A 17051-nucleotide genomic window follows, 5' to 3' on the forward strand; every position below is an offset into this window, starting at 1 on the left:
GGTCGGCGCGATGTCACCGGAAGTCCTCGAAGACCGGACACCGGTCGCACCGTCGCCCGAGGGCGTGCACCCGGCGTGGCTGCCGTCCTCCGCATTGCGTCCGGTCGGTTCACGGCGGGTCCGGGTCGTGGGTGACGGGCCGGTGGTCGCCACCGTGCGTGGCGAGGTCGAGGCGGCGGTGGCCGAGCACGGCGGCGCGCTGGTCGACCACGGCCCGGCGCAGCTGGAGTTGGTGTGCGCGCCGGACGACGGGGAGGAGAACCCCGAGGCGTTCGTGGTGGCGCGCACCGAGACAACAACCACGGTCCGCGCGGTCGACGGTGTCGGCCTGCTCTACGGCTTCCACCACGTGGTGCGGCAAGGCGAGTCGGTCTTCACGGGCGTCCAGGAGCCGCGGCGCCACGCGCCCCGGCAGCCGGTCCGGATGCTCGACCACTGGGACAACGTGGCCGTGGACCCGGTGATGGGCCAGGTCGAACGCGGGTACGCGGGCGGCTCGATCTTCTACGCCGACGGCGCGGTGCGCACCGACCTGTCCCGGGCCCGCGCCTACGCGCGGCTGCTCGGCTCGATCGGCGTCAACCGGGTCGGCCTCAACAACGTCAACGTGCACCGCACCGAAGCCCGGCTGCTGACCGACCTGCTGCCGGACGTCGTGCGGCTCGCCGAGGTGTTCCGCCCGCACGGGATCAGGGTGCACCTGTCGGTGAGCTTCGCCGCGCCGATCACCCTCGGCGGCCTGCCCACCTCCGACCCGCTCGACCCGGCGGTGCGGGACTGGTGGGCGCGCACCACGGCCGGGGTGTACGCGGCGATCCCGGACTTCGGCGGGTACGTCGTGAAGGCCGATTCCGAGGGCCAACCGGGACCGTTCGCCTACGGTCGCGACCACGCCGACGGGGCGAACGTGCTGGCCCGCGCGCTGGCGCCGTTCGGCGGCACGGTGTTCTGGCGCGCGTTCGTCTACAACCACCGCCAGGACTGGCGCGACCGCACCACCGACCGCGCCCGTGCCGCCTACGACAACTTCGCCCCGCTCGACGGCGCGTTCGACCCGAACGTCGTGGTGCAGGTGAAGGCCGGTCCGATCGACTTCCAGGTGCGCGAGCCGGTCTCCCCGGTGATCGCGGCGATGCCCCGCACCCGGCTCGCGGTCGAGGTGCAGGTGACGCAGGAGTACACCGGGCAGCAGAAGCACGTGTGCCACCTTGTGCCGCAGTGGCGCGAGGTGCTCGGCTTCCGGCCGTGGGGCGAGGGCGAGCCGACGGTGGCGGACATCGCCGGCGGCCGTGCCACCGCGCCCGCCGGGGGTGTGGTGGCGGTGTCGAACGTCGGGGACGACGCGTTCTGGACCGGGCACCCGTTGGCGCAGGCCAACCTGTTCGGCTTCGGCCGGCTCGCGTGGGACGACCGGCTGGAGCCGGAGGCGCTGCTGGACGAGTGGATCGGCCTGACCTTCACCGAGCCGTCGACCGTGCGGGAGGCGTTGCACGAGTTGATGGACGGCTCCTGGCTCACCTACGAGCGCTACACGGCCCCGTTGGGCGTCGGCTTCATGGTGCGTCCGGGCCACCACTACGGGCCGGACGTCGACGGCTACGAGTACTCGCCGTGGGGCACCTACCACTTCGCCGACCGCGACGGTGTGGGCGTGGACCGCACGCGGGCGACGGGCACCGGTTTCACCGGCCAGTACCCGGCGCCGTGGCGGGACCTGTACGAGTCGACCGGGACGTGCCCGGACGAGCTGCTGCTGTTCTTCCACCACGTGCCGTACGACCACGTCCTGCACTCGGGCACCACGGTGATCCAGCACATCTACGACACCCACTTCGCCGGCCCGGAGGAGGTGTCCCGGATGGTCGACACGTGGGCAAAGCTGGAGGGCAGCGTGCCGCCGGAGGTGTTCGGCCGGGTCACCGAGCTGCTGGAGGAGCAGCTGCGGTGCGCGACGGAGTGGCGTGACCAGGTCAACACCTACTTCTGGCGCAAGTCCGGAGTGCCGGACGCCCACGGTCGCCTGATCCACTGACCGCTAGAAGTGGCGGCCGGCACCCCGCTGCCGGCCGCCACCCGCGCCTACCGGCAGCGGATCACCAGCACCGCCGTCGGCGCGAGTTCCAACTCGTCACCGACGCTCAGCTCCCGGCCAGTCAACAGATCGGTACCGTCCACCGGCGCGGCCACGGTCCGGGCCTCGCCGTGGTTCAGCACGAACAGGTGCCGCACCCCGTCCGGCGTGACGCGCTCCGCGACCTCGACATCGGGTACGTCGGCGAGCGGCCCGAGAAGACCGTGCTCGTCCAACGCCTCACGCACGACCGAAGCGACACCGGCGTCGTCGAGCAGAGTGCCCACGTACCAGGCACTCCCGCTCCCGCGCACCGACCTGGTGACGGCAGGCGTCCCGGCGTAGAAGTCGGCGCCGTAAGTGCCGCGCACCTCCGCCGCAGGTCCGGTCGGCCCCGCCTCGGGGATGATCACCTCGAACACGTGCCGCGCCTCGTGCACGTCGGAGCCGAGCGTCACCGGGTTCACCACGTCGGGCTGCTGTGCGTCGGTCTCCTCCACCCGCAACCCGAGCAACGACGCGAACGGCCCCGGCACGTCGGTCAGGAACGCGTTGTCGTCCTCGTCCACCCGACCCGACAGCGCGGTGGTCACGAACGTGCCGCCACGCTCGACCAACGCCGTCACCCGCTCCGCGAGATCGCCCTTCACCATGTGCAGCAACGGCGCCACGACCACGTCGTAACCGGAGAGGTCCGCCGTCACCGGCACGACGTCCAGCGCCGCGTTCGCCTGCCACAGAGCCCGGTGGTACGCCGTCAGCACCGCCACGTACCCGACGTTGCGGTTGGGCCCGTCGGACATCTCGACCGCCCACCAGCTGTCCCAGTCGATGAGCAGCGCGACCCGCGCGGGCGTCCGACCGCCGAGCACCGCGTCACCGACCCGGGCGAACTCGCCACCCAACTCGGCCACCTCGCGGAACAACCGCGTGTCCGTGCGGCCCGCGTGGTCGAGCACCGCGCCGTGGTACTTCTCGCACGCACCGCGCGACTGACGCATCTGGAAGTACAGGACGGCGTCCGCGCCGTGCGCCACGGACTGCCACGACCACAGCCGCAACACCCCCGGCCGCTTGACCGGGTTGACGTCCCGGCTCGCGGTGACCGACGGCGTCTGCTCCATGACCCAGAACGGCTCGCCGTCGCGCAACCCGCGCATCAACCCGTGCGCCAACGCCATCCGCGCGGCCGTGCGGGACGCCGACGGGTCCTCCGGCGGGTAGTTGTCCCACGACGCGAAGTCGAGGTGCTGCGCCCACCGGTGGTAGTCGATCGGCTGGTACAGGCCCATCATGTTGGTCGTCACCGGCGTGTGCGGCGAGTGCTCGCGGATCGCCGCCTTCTCCGCCACGAACCCGCCCAGCAGCGCGTCCGACATGAACCGCTTGTAGTCCAGCGTGATGCCCTGGAACGCGGTGTGGTTCGGCCCGCGCCAGTGCTCGGACAGGATGTTCGGCGGCTGGATCTCCGCCCAGTCGGTGAACGTGTGCGACCAGAACGTCGTGTTCCACGCGTCGTTGAGCCGGTCGAGGTCGCCGTAGCGCTTGCCCAGCCAATCGCGGAACGCCTCACCGCACCGCGGGCACCAGCACGCGCCGCCGTACTCGTTGCCGACGTGCCACGCCACGATCGCCGGGTTGTCCCCGTACCGCTCGGCGAGCCGCCCCGCCATGTCCACGGAGAGGCGGCGGAAGTCGGGCGACGACGGGCACGCGTTGTGCCGCTGCCCGTAGACGTGCCGACGTCCCTCGAAGTCCACCCGGCACGCCTCCGGGTACTTGTGCGCCAACCAAGGCGGCATCGCGCCGCTCGGCGTGGCGAGCACGATCCGCATGCCCTCGGCCGTCGCCCGCTCCACGATCGCGTCCAACCGCGAGAAGTCGTACCGGTCCTCCGCGGGCTGGAGGTGCGCCCACGCGAACACCCCCAGCGTCACCGTGTCTACGCCGGCCAACGAGAACGCGGCGCAGTCCTGGTCCCAGACCTCGGGGGGCCACTGCTCGGGGTTGTAGTCGCCCCCGTAGCCGATCTGTCGGGTCATCCGGTTGTGAACCTCTCGGTCGCGTCGCGCAGCACCGGGTCGGCGTTGCGCAGGAGGGCGAGCGTGAACGGGGAGGCGAGCAGTGCGAGCACCCAGTCCGAGGTGAGCACGACGAGCCCGCCGGCCGCCACCAGCAGCGACAACGCGCCGAGCGCGCTCGCCGGCCGGGCGGCCAGGTAGTAGGACGCCAGCCGCGCGGTGTCCCGCGTGCGCAACGCCAGCGTGGAGGACAGCACCAGCGCCTGCGACGACCACAGCAGCACCGCCACCGCGATCACGACCAGCACGAGCCCGTACCCGGCGGGCACACCCGCCAGACCCAGGTTCGCCAGGGAGAAGCCGATGACGGTGAGCACCGCCAGCGCGGGCAGCCACCAGCGCAGCACGTCGAGCCAGTTGAGCCGGTAGCCGCGCCAGAAGTGCCGGGCGGGCGAGAGGTCGCGGTCGTTCAGGAACACCCGCCAGGCGAACACCGCGGCGGACAGCGCCGGACCCACCGGGGCGAAGCACAGCCCGATCAACGGCGCGTTGCCCGCGTCCCGCGCCAGGAACAGCAGCGCGACGAACCCCGGCGCCGTGGTCAGCACCAGCAGCGCCTCGATGACCACGAACCAGTACACGACGGACGCGACGCGCGACAGGATGCCCGCGCCGATCTCGGCCGCGGGATCGCCGCGGCGTTCGCCCGCCACCGTCACGCCCGCTCGTGCGGTGCGACGAGGCGGTCGTCGGACACGCCGAGCAGCCGCCGGTCGTCCAGCCCGACGTGTTCCTCCTCGTGCACGGGGGTGATCTCGACGAACGTGACCTCGTGCCGCGACAACGCCAGGTCGAGCACGAGACGCCCGTCCACGACCGCCTCCGACCGGTGTTCCACGGCCGGGCGCGCGCAGTCGCGCAGCACCTCGATGGTGCGAGGGGACGGCGAACGCGGCCGGCCCAGCTCACGCCACGCCGCGAACGCGTTGCCGTCGTGCTCGTTGACCCGCTCCCGCCGGACGAACGCACGCGGACCGGTCATCGGGACCGACAGCCGCACCTCGTGCCGCTCGGAGACGGCAGGCCCGTCGGTGCCGCCGACCGGCTGCCACGCCAACACCGTCACCCGGCCGTCGTCGGAAGCGCACACCAGGTGGTCGTCCCCACGCGCCAGCACGTGCGAGCCCATCCGCGCCATGAACGTGTAGAGGTGGTAGGTCGGCTTCGGCACCTGCCGGTGCGTGAGCAGGCCGAAACCGCCGTGGAACAACGACGTCGGCACGTTGTCCTCCTCGAAGACGTCGCAGAACGTCCAGTAGGAGTACGAGTCGACCAGCTCGGTGCCGCCGGTGAGCACGGGCGCCAGGTAGGCGGCGTGGTAGGCCGTGTCGTGGATCGGGTTGTCCGGTCGGTAGGAGCTGTTGTACTCGGTGATGTGCACCGGCAGCCCGGCCAGCGCGGTGCCCGCGAGGTGCTTGCGCGGCGCGTCGAACTGGTCCAGCAGCGTCTCCGGCGCGGCGAGCGTCTGGTACGTGCCGAACGGCACGTGCTGCGCCGGACCGGACGAGTAGGCGTGCCTGCTGACGAAGTCGATCGGCACGTCGCGGCGGGTGACGAACTCGGCGAACGGCTCCCACCACCGGTCCGCGCCGGGCGAGATCGCGGGTCCGCCCACCTGGAGCCCCGCGTCCACGTCCTTGACGGTCCGCGCGGTGATCTCGTACAGGCGGAAGTACGCCTCCTGGTCGGCGTCCTTCCAGAAGTTGACGAGGTTCGGCTCGTTCCACACCTCGATCGGCCAGGTGCGCACCTCGTCCAGGCCGTAGCGGTCCACGAGGTGCCGGACGACGGCGCGGACCAGCGCGGCCCACTCGTCCCAGTCCTTCGGCGGGGTGATGTTGCCCTTCCACCAGAACACGGTGTCGTCGCCCGAGGCGAGCGCGGTCGGCATGAACCCCAGTTCCACGAACGGCCGGATGCCCAGCTCCAGGAACCGGTCGAAGACCTGGTCCACGTACGTGAACGAGTACCGGGTGACGCCGTCCGCGAGCCGGTGCACGCCCATGTCGTCGGACAACAGGCCGTGACCGCGGATGTAGCGGAAACCGATGTCGCGCTGCACGCGGGCCAGGGACTCCTGGTAGTCGGCGCGCAGCGCGAGGTTGAGCCGCCCGGTGCCCACGCAGTGGCGCCACGACTCGGACAGGCGGCCGATCGGCGCGCCGGGTACGACGATGGGTGCGTGACTCACGAACGACACTCCTGAACGTGGTGCAGGACAATGGATACGGGCCCGGCCGCAACGATCGCGACCGGGCCCGGGACAACTCAGCCGTTTTTCTCCTTGTACCGCTTGTACGCGCTGTTCACCAGCTCCATGTACTCGGTCATGCCCTTGGCGTCCAACTCCTTGACGTAGGCGTCCCAAGTGGACATGTCACGGCTGCCGAGGATGAACTGGAGCGTCGACTGCAGGACGAAGTCCTTCAGCGGGGTCTCCCAGAGCGTGGCCCGCTCGCGCTCCAGCTCGTCGAACGGCGCCGGCGGGGCCAGCGGGAGCACCTTCTTGTCGGCCATCGTCTTCTGGAAGGCGACTTCTTCCTCGGTGAACGTCGACTGGAGCAGTTCGGTCGGGCCGCCGTAGGCGAAGACGCCACCGGAGAAGCCGAAGTCACGCTGGAGGTTCTTGGGAGCGCCGACGTTCATCCCGCCGAACGCCACCTCCGGCTTGAGCTTCCGCTTGCCGGAGGCGTCCTTCTCGAACGTCGTCCCCTCCACGCCCCACTTGACGAACTCCTGGCCCTTGTCGGAGTACCAGAGCCAGTCGATGAACTGCATCGTCGCCACGAACTTGTCGCTCTCGACCGCCTTCGACGAGATCATGATGCCGTTCTCGGTGCGCAGGCCGCGGATCACGTCACCCTTGGGCCCGGCCGGCAGGGGGATCTTGGCGACGGTCGCGCCCGGGATGTTGCCGAGGTTGGGGCGGTAGTCGTTGACGATGTTCTGCGCGTTGCTGCTGATCGCGAACGACTTGCCGCTGGCGAACTTCTGGATCGCCGCGTCGTCCTTCTGGGTGAAGCTCTCCGGGTCCATCAGCCCTTCGTCGACCAGCTTGCGGAAGTACTCGATGAGCTGCTTGTACTCGGGCGTCACACCGGTGAAGTCGAACTTCTGCTCGGACTCGTTCCAGGTCGTGTTCTTGACGTAGCCCCAGCCGGCCTGGGTGCCGAAGGTCTGGCCGGCGTAGTTCAGGATGGCCTTGCCCTCGAAGCGGTCGGAGAGCGGGTAGCTGTCCGGGTGCGCGGCCTTGATCGCCTTGAGGACGGTGTAGACCTCGTCCCAGGTCTTCGGCGCGGACAGGCCCAGGCGGGTCAGCTCATCGGTGCGGAACGCCAGCGTGTAGTCCTGCCACACGGCCTCGTGCACGCCGGGCAGCAGGTAGAACTTGCCGTCCGCCTGACGCAGCGTGTTCAGCTCCGGCTGGAGCTTCCACTTCTCGATCTTCTCCTTGAAGTGCGGCATCAGGTCGAGGTAGTCGCTCACCGGGAGGATCGCGCCGGACGAGACGAACGGCTCCTCCTGACCCGGGTAGGTCTTGGAGATGATCGTCGGCGCGTTGCCCGAGCTGATCACCAGGCCGCGCTTCTGGTCGTAGTCGCTGTAGGGCACGACCGTCGGCTGGAGCTTGACGTTGGTCCGGCTGGTGATCTCCGACCACAGCAGCCAGTCGTTCTTCAACGGGTAGTGGGCCTGGTCGAGGTAGAGCAGGCTGACGTCCAGCGGCTCGGTGGCCTTGAACTGGTCACCCGCCTTGTACTCGGCCATCGCGGCGACCTTCTTGCCTTCGAGGTCGACGCCGCCCGCGCCGGTGCTGTCGTCGCTGCACGCCGCCGTGCCGACCACGAGGCTGCCGGCCACGAGAGTCAGAAGCGTGCGCTTCCATTTCGTTCGCATCGTGCTCTCCTCAGGTGTGTGACACCGTCGTCAACTCGGAGGGGCGCGCTACTGCTTGACCGCGCCGAGCATCACGCCCGACACGAAATAGCGCTGGATGAACGGGTAGACCACGACGATGGGCAGGACTGTGAGCACCATCGTCACGGCCTTGATGTTGGCGGAGATCGCCAGCGCGTTGGACTCCACCGCGCCGACCGCCGTCGCCGACGAGGCGCCCGCGATCATGTTGCGCAGGTACACGGTGACCGGGAACAGCTCGGAGCGGTCGAAGTAGATGAACGCCTGGAACCACGAGTTCCAGTTCGCGACCGCGTAGAACAGGATCATCGTCGCGAGCACGGCCTTCGACAGTGGCAGCACGATCTTGAGCAGGATGCCGTAGGTGTTCAGGCCGTCGATCGCGGCGGCCTCCTCCAGCTCCGCCGGCAGGCTCTCGAAGAACGCCTTCATCACCAGCAGGTTGAACACGCTGATCGCGTTGGGCAGCACGACCGCCCAGATCGTGTTGGTCATGCCGAGACCGGACACCAGCACGTAGTTCGGGATCAGGCCGCCGTTGAAGAACATCGTGAACACCGCGATGCCGATGAGCAGGTTGCGGCCCTTGAGCCGGTGCTTCGACAGCACGTACGCGTAGATCGTGGTGAGCACGATCGAGATCGCGGTGGCGGTCACCGTGTAGATGACGGTGTTGAGGTAGCTGTTCCAGAACACCGGGTCGGCCGCGACGAGCTTGTAGGTGTCCAGGTTGAACCCGCGCGGGAACAGGTTCACCTGCCCGGTGCGGATGTACAGCTCGCTGCTGAACGACTGCGCGACGATGTTGACGAACGGGTACAGCGTCACCGCGACCACGCCGAGCAGCACCACCACGTTGACGACCCGGAAGATCCGGTAGCCGCGCGAGTCGTCGAGCGACGTGCGGCGGGGCGCGGCGGGCTTGTCCAGCCGCTCCATGAGCTGCGTCGGGTCGGTGGTCACCACAGGCTCGTCCCCACTGTTCGGCGCGAGATCGCGTTGGCGGACAGGACCAGCGTCAGGCCGATGATCGACTCGAACAGGCCGATCGCCGCGGCGTAGCTGAAGTTGTTGGACACCAGGCCGACCCGGTAGAGGTAGGTCGAGACGACGTCCGCGGTCGGGTAGGTCAGCGGGTTGTACAGCAGCAGGACCTTCTCGAAGCCCACCGCCATGAACGTGCCGACGTTGAGGATCAGCAGCGTGATCATGGTCGGGCGGATCCCCGGCAGCGTGACGTGCCAGGTCTGCTGCCAGCGGTTGGCGCCGTCGATCCGGGCTGCCTCGTAGAGCTGAGAGTCGATCGTGGTCAACGCCGCGAGGTAGAGGATCGTGCCCCAGCCGACCGTCTGCCAGACCTCGGAGGAGACGTAGATCGTGCGGAACCAGCTCGGCTCCTGGATGAACGAGATCGCGTTGCCGTCGAAGGCCTTGATGATCTGGTTGACCGTGCCGTCCAGCGACGTCAGCTGCATGACCATGCCGGCGACGATCACGATCGACAGGAAGTGCGGCAGGTAGGACACCGTCTGCACGAACCGCTTGAAGTAGCGCGAGCGGACCTCGTTGAGCAGCAGCGCGAGGATGATCGGCAGCGGGAAGCAGAACAGCAGGGTCAGCGCGCCGAGGACGAGCGTGTTGCCGAACACCTCCCAGAAGTTCGGGTCGCTGATGAACAGCTTCACGTAGCGCAGGCCGACCCACGACTCGCCGTAGATGCTGCCGCCCGGCACGAAGCGGCGGAACGCGATGACGTTGCCGAGCATCGGCAGGTAGCGGAAGACGAGGAAGAACAGCAGCGGGACGATGACCAGGGTGTAGAGCTGCCAGTCGCGCTTCCACGCCTTGCGCCAGGTGTTCTTGTACCGGGGCGGCTTCGGGTCCTTCGGGACCTTCTTCGACTTGTTCGGGGCGGCTTCGGTCGCCGGTTCGCCGATCTGGGTGGTCATGCTCGTTCCACCTCCTCGTGGGTGACCGACACGGCGGTGAGCCAGCGCCGCGTGTGGTCGACTTCGCGCAGCGGGCCCACGAGCGTCAGGTCCACCGCTTCGTGCACGTCCGCGCTGGACCGGGACACGCGCAGCTGCAGCGCCCCCGGTTCCACCACGCGCCGTCCCTCACGGCCGGTGAACGACGTGACGTCGGCCGGGACGCGGAACGCCACGCGTGCCGACTCGCCTCCGTCCAACGCGACCCGCGCGTAGCCGACGAGCCGCACCACCGGGCGGGTGACCTGCGCGACCGGGTCGTGCAGGTAGAGCTGCACCACGTCGGCGCCGGGCCGGGTGCCGGGGTTGCGCACGTCGAGTTCGACCTCGACCTCGCCGTCCGTGGTCCACGGTTCGGTCGACACCACGCGCACGGACGACCAGGTGAACGTGTCGTAGCCCAGGCCGTGGCCGAACGGGAACACGGGCGTGGGGTCGACGTTGGACACGCCGCTGCGCCGTCCGAGCGGAGCCGACAGGTACGTGCCGGGCTGGCCGGACGGGTCGCCCGGGATGCCGACCGGCAGCCGGCCCGACGGCGCGACCACGCCGGTCAGCACGTCGGCGATGGCCCGGCCGCCCAGCTGACCGGGGAAGAACGTCTGCACGACCGCCGCCGCGCCGTCGGCCAGGTCGCCGATCGCGTACGGCCGTCCGGTGATCAGCAGCAGCACGACCGGCGTGCCGGTGGCGAGGACCGCGCGGACCAGCTCCTCCTGCGCGCCGGGAAGCACGAGTTCGGTAGCGTCGCACCCCTCGCCCGACGTACCGCGCCCGAACAAGCCCGCCAGGTCGCCGACGGCGACGACGCAGACGTCCGCTTCCGCCGCGGCGGCCACCGCGGCGGCGATGTCCTCCGGGTCGGTCTCGGTCCTGATCTCGCAGCCGCGGGCGTAGCCGACGTCACCGCCCACGGCGTCGCGCAGCGCGGAGAGCACGGTCGGGATCTCCAGGCCCAGCGGGACGTCCGGGTGGTGCACGCCGATGTGCGCGGGGAACGAGTAGCAGCCGAGCATCGCCATCGGGTCGTCCGCGAGCGGGCCGACCACGGCGAGCCGCAGGTCGGGCCGCAGCGGCAGCACGCCGTCGTTGGCCAGCAGCACCACGGACTCCCGCGCGAGGCGCAGCGCGACGTCCCGGGCGTGCGGCGAGTCCAGCTTCAGGCCGTCGAGGTTCTCCGGCAGGGCCGACCAGTCGGGGTCGAGCAGGCCGAGTTCGACCTTCTGCCGGAGCACGCGGCGCAGCGCGCGGTCGACCAGGGCCTCGTCCACGTCGCCGCGCTCGACCGCCTCCAGCAGCGGCCCGCCGTAGCAGCGCACGGTCGGCAGCTCGACGTCCACGCCCGCGGCCAGGGCGAGCGCGGCGGCGTGCCCCTCGTCCTCGGCCACCCCGTGCAGGGTCTCCAGGAACTTGACCGCGAAGTAGTCGGCGACCACCGTGCCGTCGAAGCCCCAGGTGTCGCGCAGCAACGTGGTGAGCAGCCCGGCGTCGGCCGCGGACGGCAGGCCGTCGACATCGGTGTAGGACTGCATGACCGACCGGACGCCGCCGTCGCGCAGCGCCATCTCGAACGGCGGCAGCACCACGTCGGCGAACTCGCGCGGGCCGATGGCCACCGGGGCGAGGTTGCGCCCGGCGCGTGAGGCCGAGTAGCCGGCGAAGTGCTTGAGCGTGGCGACGACGCCGGACTCTTCGAGACCCCGCACGTAGGCCGTGCCCACGGTGCCGACCAGGTACGGGTCCTCACCGATCGTTTCTTCGGTACGGCCCCAGCGGTAGTCGCGCGTGACGTCCAGGACGGGCGCCAATCCCTGGTGCACGCCTGCCGCGCGCATCGAGCCGCCGATCAGGCCCGACATCTCGGCCACCAGCGCGGGGTCGAACGACGCGCCCCAGGCGAGCGGCGCGGGGTAGGCGGTGGCCTGCCAGGCGGCGAAACCGGTGAGGCACTCCTCGTGCACGAGCGCCGGTATGCCGAACCGGTTGGCGGCGGCCACCTGTGCCTGCGACACGGCGAGCGAACGGGCGCCGGTCACCGGGTCGACCGGCCTGGTGCCGAACGGGCGGGTGAGCTGGCCGAGGCCGGACGAGATGACGTCTTCCCAGATCACCGGGTCGCTGGTCATGTCGTGCTGGTGGGGCGCGACGCCCGCGCCGGAGGGGTCCGCGCCGACCCACACGCCGACGAGCTGGCCCAGCTTCTCCTCGAGCGTCATCGCGCCGACGAGTGCTTCGACCCGATCGGCGACCGGCAGGGTGACGTCCTGCCAGACGGCGCTGCTCTGGCCGGCGGCGGTCCGATCGGCGTCGCCTGCCGGCGTCGCCACGGCGTCCGTCGTCCTGTTCGTCATCGACCAGGTACCCCCGCTCACGTCCTCGTGAAGACCGAAACTATCGAAGTAACTTCCGACATGCCGATCCGGTGGGGAGACCGTAGGGGGATCTCTGCACTACGTCAACAGTTCGTTGTGCTTCGGGGTCTTCGCAGTTCATCGGTGCCCGCTAGATCCGAACTCCGCTGTGTTACTGGACCGATCAGGAGGAAGAGCCGCCTCGCGGACTGGCATGCTGGTGGTCGGAAGGTCGAACGTTTACGCTCGGCCGTCGAAACTTTAGGCGGTATGCGGCGTGCGGGCAGCGGCGCGAACAGGGGGCAGCATGAGTTCGTCGACGGAGCCGAACGCCGATGCCGTTCCGGAGAAAACCGCGCCGGAGAAAACCATGCCGGAGAAGACCGTGAAGGGCGCGGCGTCCATCTCGTCCATCGCGGCCGAGGCGGGCGTGTCCATCCCGACCGTCTCGAAGGTCCTCAACGGACGGCCGGACGTCGCCGCGGACACCCGCGCACGGGTCGAGAGCATCATCGAGCAGCACCGGTACCGACGACGCCGGGCGCGTCAGTCGTCCCGGCCCGCGCTCATCGACCTGGTCTTCCACGAGATGCACTCGGCGTGGTCGACCGAGATCATCCGCGGGGTCGAAATGGCCGCCGCCAACGAACGGGCCGCCGTCGTGCTGTCCGAACTGGGCGGTGAGCACCGGCCGCGCCGGGAGTGGTTCGACGACCTGCTGGCCCGCCGACCGCTCGGCGTCATCCTCGTGCTGGCCGGGTTGGACACCGAGCAACGCCGTCAGCTCACCACGCGCAACATCCCGTTCGTGTTCGTGGACACCGCCGGCGAGCCGCCGCCCGGCGTGCCGACGGTGGGCTCGGCGAACTGGGCCGGCGGCCTGGCCGCCACCCGGCACCTGCTAGCGCTCGGACACCGCCGGATCGCGGTCATCTCAGGGCCCACGACCATGCTGTGCAGCCGAGCCAGGGTGGACGGCTACCGCAGCGCGCTGGAGGACGCGGACATCGTCGTGGACCCGGATCTGGTGCGGTACGGCGATTTCTACGTCAAGGGCGGGTACGGGCACGGCCTGGACCTGCTCGACCGGCCCGACCGGCCCACCGCCATCTTCGCCGGCTCCGACTTCCAGGCTCTGGGCGTCATGCGGGCGGCCCGCGAGCTGGGACTGTCCATTCCGGACGACCTGTCCATCGTCGGCTACGACGACCTGTCGGTCACCGAGTGGATAGGGCCGCCACTGACCACCGTGCGCCAGCCGCTGCGCGAGATGGCGACCACGGCGGCGCAGATGGTGTTCAGCCTGGCCCGCGGCGACCGCCCGCCGAACGAGCGCATAGACCTCGCCACCGAGCTGGTCGTGCGGGAGAGCACCTGCCCGCCACGCGAGCTCTAGCTCTTACGGCCGGCGCAGCGGTGTGTGCGCCGGGTCCACCCGTTCGTCCTCGAGGACGGGACCGGGCGGCGTGCCGTCACCGAACGGCCGCCCGCCCAGCGCTTCCCGCCCGTGCGGCGTGACCCACCCGGACAGATCCGGACCGACAGGCACGATCCCGGTCGGGTTGATGTCCTTGTGGACGATGTAGTAGTGCTGCTTGATCTGCTCGAAGTCGACCGTGTCACCGAATCCGGGCGTCTGGAACAGGTCGCGGGCGTAGGCCCACAGGACAGGCATCTCGGACAGCTTGCTCCGGTTGCACTTGAAGTGGCCGTGGTAGACGGGGTCGAAGCGCACGAGGGTGGTGAACAGGCGGACGTCGGCCTCGGTGATCGTGTCGCCGACGAGGTAGCGCCGGTCGCGCAGCCGGTCCTCCAGCCAGTCGAGCGCCGTCCACAGACGCGCGTACGCGTCTTCGTACGCCTCCTGCGTCCCCGCGAAACCGCACCGGTACACGCCGTTGTTGACCTCGGTGAACACACGCCGGTTGACCGCGTCGATCTCGTCGCGGTGGGCTTCGGGCAACAGGTCCGGCGCGCCGTCCCGGTGGTGGTCCCGCCACTCCGTGGAGAGGTCCAACGTGATCTGCGCGAAGTCGTTCGTCACCACCGCGCCGGTGGTGGTGTCCACGATCGCGGGCACCGTGATCCCGCGCGGGTAGTCCGGGTCGCGCTTGAAGTACGCCTCCTGCAGGCGTTCGATCCCGAGCACCGGATCCCGCCCGCCGGGATCGAGGTCGAACGTCCACGACCGCGCGTCGTGCGTAGGTCCGGGCAGCCCCAGCGAGAGCACGTCCTCCAGGCCCAACAGCCGCCGCACGATGATCGCCCGATTGGCCCAAGGGCAAGCCCGAGCCGCGACCAACCGGTACCGACCGGCCTCGACCGGAAACCCGTCCCGCCCGTCGGCGGTCACCCGCGTGGTGATGTACCGCGTGTCGCGGGTGAACTCCTTGCCCTTGACCGAATAAGTCCCACCCCGCCCGTGCTCGGGATTCCCGCCGTTCGCGACAGATGTTGAATTCTCACTCACCTTCGCGAGCCTACGTGCTCCAACCACCCCCAGCTTGTCGTGCGGAGCACCGCTGTCAGGTGGGTTGGATCGCGATGGTGGTCAACGCGGCTTGGCCTGGGCGCCAGGTGGGGGTCGTCACGGCGATGTACCTGGTGGTGGAGTCGAGGGCCACGCGGGCGCGGTGGTGCTGAGGGGCGGTTACCGGCGGTCCGTAGGTGCGGCCGTCGGTGCTTGTCGTGATCGTGCAGCGGGGGACCGGGGCTGCTGTCCACGTCAGCTCGACGTGACCGACTCGGTGCGTCGAGCCGAGGTCCACGACCATTCGGCCCGCCGGCCCCGGTGTCCACGCGGTGCGCGGGTTGTCGTCCACGGCGGCGGACGGGGCGGACATGCCGGGCGGTAGGGGAGAGGTGGGGAACGTCGTCCGGCCCAGTGCCAGGTCGTTGAGCGGGTATGGGCGGGTGTTCGGCATGGTGATGTCCCGGCGTACGCGGGCGGGCAGGGTGATCGGCACCCGGCCGCCGTCGGCACCTACGAGCACCAGCCGTGCGACCGGGCCGGACGGCGCGCCGGTGAGGGTCACGTGCGCGCCGTCGTGCACCAGTGCGGTCAGGCCGACCGGCACGTTGCCTTCCAAGGTGAACCGGGGTGGCTCGATCCGGGCGGTCGCGCCGTCGATGCGCAGGTCGTAGTCGGTGCCGGTGCGCGTCACGACCTGGCGGCCCCGGTAGAGGCGTACGCGGTCCTGTCGCAGGGACACCGTCCCGGTGGCCGGCGGTCCCGGTGGGCAAGGTTGCGGTGCCGACGTGCCCACCCGCGAACGTCAGCAAGCTCGCCGTGCCGTCGAACCCGTCGCGAACCCGCTGGTACACCGCGACAGAGCGGCCAACGACGGTCAACGACGTCGAGGGCAACAGCATGGGCGTGGTCCCGCTGACCACGAACAGCCAGTCGTCGTGCGACGGCTGCCAGGCGAACTTCGTGAACCCCGCCTTGGTCACCGTGCCCGACCGGGCGTGGGCCGACTGGTGCGCCAGCAGACCGGGTTCGACGCCGTAGTCCGTGGTCGCCGCCGCCCGCGAGAAGAACTCCTCCTCCGACACCGGCGTGATGGCCGGACCGGTGCGGGTGCGCCACTCGTGCAGCAGGTAGCTGATCGCCAACTCCGCCCGTGCCTCCGGCTCGTACTTCGCCTCACCGGAGAACTTCGCCAGCCGGTACACCGGGGGATAGGCCTGGTACGCGGCCAGGCGTTCGGCCAACGCCGCCTCCGCCCGAGCGGCCAGCCGGTCACCCAGCACCTGCGAGCGGAACGCCAGCGGGATGACGTCACGGCCGTACAGGTGCTCCCGGTCGTCCACCATCGGCATCAGCGGCTCGCCCGCGTCGCTCATCGTGGCCAGGATGGTGCGCCACAGCCGCTCACCGTTGGGCTGCGCGGTCAACACCCGCGGCAACGGCGTGCCGGCGAGCAGGAAGTGGACCGCGTTGCGGCCGGACGTGCGCCACAGCTCCTCCTGGTAGTGCGGGCCGTAGGAGCCGTGGTTCTCCACGATGAACGTGTCGTAGAGGTTCGCGGCGGTGTTCGCCGACACCGCGGCGCCGTCGACCACCGACGGGTTGGCCAGGTCGGCGGCGGGCAGCCCGGCTTCGTTGCGGCTCCACCGACCGAACGCCTCCCGCCACGCGCCGGCGTCGGGGTCGTCGGCCGCCCACGCCGGCCCGGGAGCGAGTGCCTGCGCGTAGACGCCCATTTCCTCCAGCTTGGTGTCGCCCCGGAAACCACCGCTCAGCCCGTTCGGCGTCCAGTCGCCGGAACGCGGGTCGTCGCCCGTGCCGAGCGCGGCGGTGTACGCGGCCTGGGCACGGGCGATCGTGTCGACGGCGGTCCGCGTCGCCGGGTCGAGGTCCGCCCACAGCAGGCGCGCGGCTAGCACGAAGTACGACTGGAACGTGGTGTCCCAGAACAGGGTCTTGCCCCATTCCGATCCGCCCGCCAGGATGTTGCTCGCGGCGAAGTGCCGGATCGTGTCGACGGTGTGCGCGTGCAGCACCGACTTCTCCACGCCGGTGCTGTCCGCGTCATAGGCGCCCCTGGTCAGCAGGACCGCGTTGCCCAGCACGACGGCGAAGCCGAAATCCGTCCGCCGGTACCGGCCCGCCGCCGGGTCGTACTGCTGCTCGGCCCAC

14 protein-coding genes are annotated in these 17051 nt (G+C 70.2%); 5 read left to right on the top strand and 9 right to left on the bottom strand.

From position 1 onward, the window contains the following. The first annotated feature begins 10 nt into the window (after positions 1-10). Positions 11-2032: an alpha-glucuronidase gene (locus tag FM051_RS21150; RefSeq protein ID WP_238412534.1), complete on the top strand. Its 2022-nt coding sequence runs from the start codon at positions 11-13 to the stop codon at positions 2030-2032. A gap of 47 nt (positions 2033-2079) precedes the next feature. On the opposite strand, the gene FM051_RS21155 is transcribed toward FM051_RS21150, so the two are convergent. The 7 genes from FM051_RS21155 to FM051_RS21185 form a co-directional block, all read right to left on the bottom strand. Further along, entirely contained in the window at positions 2080-4113 is a 2034-nt protein-coding gene (locus FM051_RS21155; RefSeq protein WP_158845997.1) for a beta-galactosidase, read from the bottom strand. After that, positions 4110-4811 carry a DUF624 domain-containing protein gene (locus FM051_RS21160; RefSeq protein WP_238412535.1) on the bottom strand — a complete coding sequence of 234 codons (702 nt, stop codon included), beginning with the start codon at positions 4809-4811 and terminating at the stop codon, positions 4110-4112. The genes FM051_RS21155 and FM051_RS21160 overlap by 4 nt, the downstream gene beginning before the upstream one ends. After that, complete coding sequence (locus FM051_RS21165) at positions 4808-6343, bottom strand: GH39 family glycosyl hydrolase (RefSeq protein WP_202918949.1); 1536 nt, start codon at positions 6341-6343, stop codon at positions 4808-4810. The genes FM051_RS21160 and FM051_RS21165 overlap by 4 nt, the downstream gene beginning before the upstream one ends. Before the next feature lie 77 nt (positions 6344-6420). After that, positions 6421-8049, bottom strand: a complete 1629-nt coding sequence (locus FM051_RS21170; protein WP_158845999.1) for an ABC transporter substrate-binding protein — start codon at positions 8047-8049, stop codon at positions 6421-6423. A gap of 48 nt (positions 8050-8097) precedes the next feature. After that, positions 8098-9033, bottom strand: a complete 936-nt coding sequence (locus tag FM051_RS21175) for a carbohydrate ABC transporter permease (protein ID WP_238412536.1) — start codon at positions 9031-9033, stop codon at positions 8098-8100. Next, entirely contained in the window at positions 9030-10019 is a 990-nt protein-coding gene (locus FM051_RS21180) for an ABC transporter permease (protein ID WP_158846001.1), read from the bottom strand. The genes FM051_RS21175 and FM051_RS21180 overlap by 4 nt, the downstream gene beginning before the upstream one ends. Beyond that, a complete protein-coding gene (locus tag FM051_RS21185) occupies positions 10016-12409 on the bottom strand; it encodes a beta-xylosidase/alpha-l-arabinosidase (protein ID WP_158846003.1) in 2394 nt (797 codons plus the stop codon). The genes FM051_RS21180 and FM051_RS21185 overlap by 4 nt, the downstream gene beginning before the upstream one ends. Positions 12410-12716: 307 nt before the next feature. Between FM051_RS21185 and FM051_RS21190 the strand changes: the two genes are divergently transcribed. Continuing rightward, positions 12717-13805 carry a LacI family DNA-binding transcriptional regulator gene (locus tag FM051_RS21190; protein WP_338019486.1) on the top strand — a complete coding sequence of 363 codons (1089 nt, stop codon included), beginning with the start codon at positions 12717-12719 and terminating at the stop codon, positions 13803-13805. Positions 13806-13808: 3 nt separating this feature from the next. Here the strand turns inward: FM051_RS21190 and FM051_RS21195 are convergent, their stop codons facing one another. Together FM051_RS21195 and FM051_RS51915 are read right to left on the bottom strand one after the other, a co-directional pair. Beyond that, the gene (locus FM051_RS21195) at positions 13809-14774 is read right to left on the bottom strand and encodes a glutathione S-transferase family protein (protein ID WP_238412553.1); all 966 of its coding nucleotides are present in this window, start codon (positions 14772-14774) and stop codon (positions 13809-13811) included. Between the two features lie 160 nt (positions 14775-14934). Next, entirely contained in the window at positions 14935-15333 is a 399-nt protein-coding gene (locus FM051_RS51915; protein WP_338019487.1) for a discoidin domain-containing protein, read from the bottom strand. A gap of 311 nt (positions 15334-15644) precedes the next feature. On the opposite strand from FM051_RS51915, the gene FM051_RS51920 reads away from it, so the two are divergent. The 3 genes from FM051_RS51920 to FM051_RS51930 all read left to right on the top strand — a co-directional run bounded on the left by FM051_RS51920 (position 15645) and on the right by FM051_RS51930 (position 16949). Beyond that, the gene (locus FM051_RS51920) at positions 15645-15920 is read left to right on the top strand and encodes a hypothetical protein (RefSeq protein ID WP_238412537.1); all 276 of its coding nucleotides are present in this window, start codon (positions 15645-15647) and stop codon (positions 15918-15920) included. A gap of 264 nt (positions 15921-16184) precedes the next feature. Then, complete coding sequence (locus tag FM051_RS51925; RefSeq protein ID WP_238412538.1) at positions 16185-16385, top strand: hypothetical protein; 201 nt, start codon at positions 16185-16187, stop codon at positions 16383-16385. 243 nt (positions 16386-16628) lie between these two features. After that, positions 16629-16949, top strand: coding sequence for a hypothetical protein (locus FM051_RS51930; protein ID WP_238412539.1), 321 nt, complete (start codon positions 16629-16631; stop codon positions 16947-16949). Positions 16950-17051: the final 102 nt, after the last annotated feature.

Origin of the sequence: Saccharothrix deserti (genome assembly GCF_009769385.1) — a bacterium.
Lineage (GTDB): Bacteria > Actinomycetota > Actinomycetes > Mycobacteriales > Pseudonocardiaceae > Actinosynnema > Actinosynnema deserti.

What these genes read in the sequence shown, in the direction of transcription:
- FM051_RS21150 (WP_238412534.1), top strand. Translation starts at nt 11, where the DNA reads ATGTCACCGGAAGTCCTCGAAGACCGGACACCGGTCGCACCGTCGCCC.
- FM051_RS21155 (WP_158845997.1), bottom strand. Translation starts at nt 4,113, where the DNA reads ATGACCCGACAGATCGGCTACGGGGGCGACTACAACCCCGAGCAGTGG.
- FM051_RS21170 (WP_158845999.1), bottom strand. Translation starts at nt 8,049, where the DNA reads ATGCGAACGAAATGGAAGCGCACGCTTCTGACTCTCGTGGCCGGCAGC.
- FM051_RS21180 (WP_158846001.1), bottom strand. Translation starts at nt 10,019, where the DNA reads ATGACCACCCAGATCGGCGAACCGGCGACCGAAGCCGCCCCGAACAAG.
- FM051_RS21185 (WP_158846003.1), bottom strand. Translation starts at nt 12,409, where the DNA reads ATGACGAACAGGACGACGGACGCCGTGGCGACGCCGGCAGGCGACGCC.
- FM051_RS21190 (WP_338019486.1), top strand. Translation starts at nt 12,717, where the DNA reads ATGAGTTCGTCGACGGAGCCGAACGCCGATGCCGTTCCGGAGAAAACC.
- FM051_RS51915 (WP_338019487.1), bottom strand. Translation starts at nt 15,333, where the DNA reads ATGCCGAACACCCGCCCATACCCGCTCAACGACCTGGCACTGGGCCGG.
- FM051_RS51925 (WP_238412538.1), top strand. Translation starts at nt 16,185, where the DNA reads ATGACGTCACGGCCGTACAGGTGCTCCCGGTCGTCCACCATCGGCATC.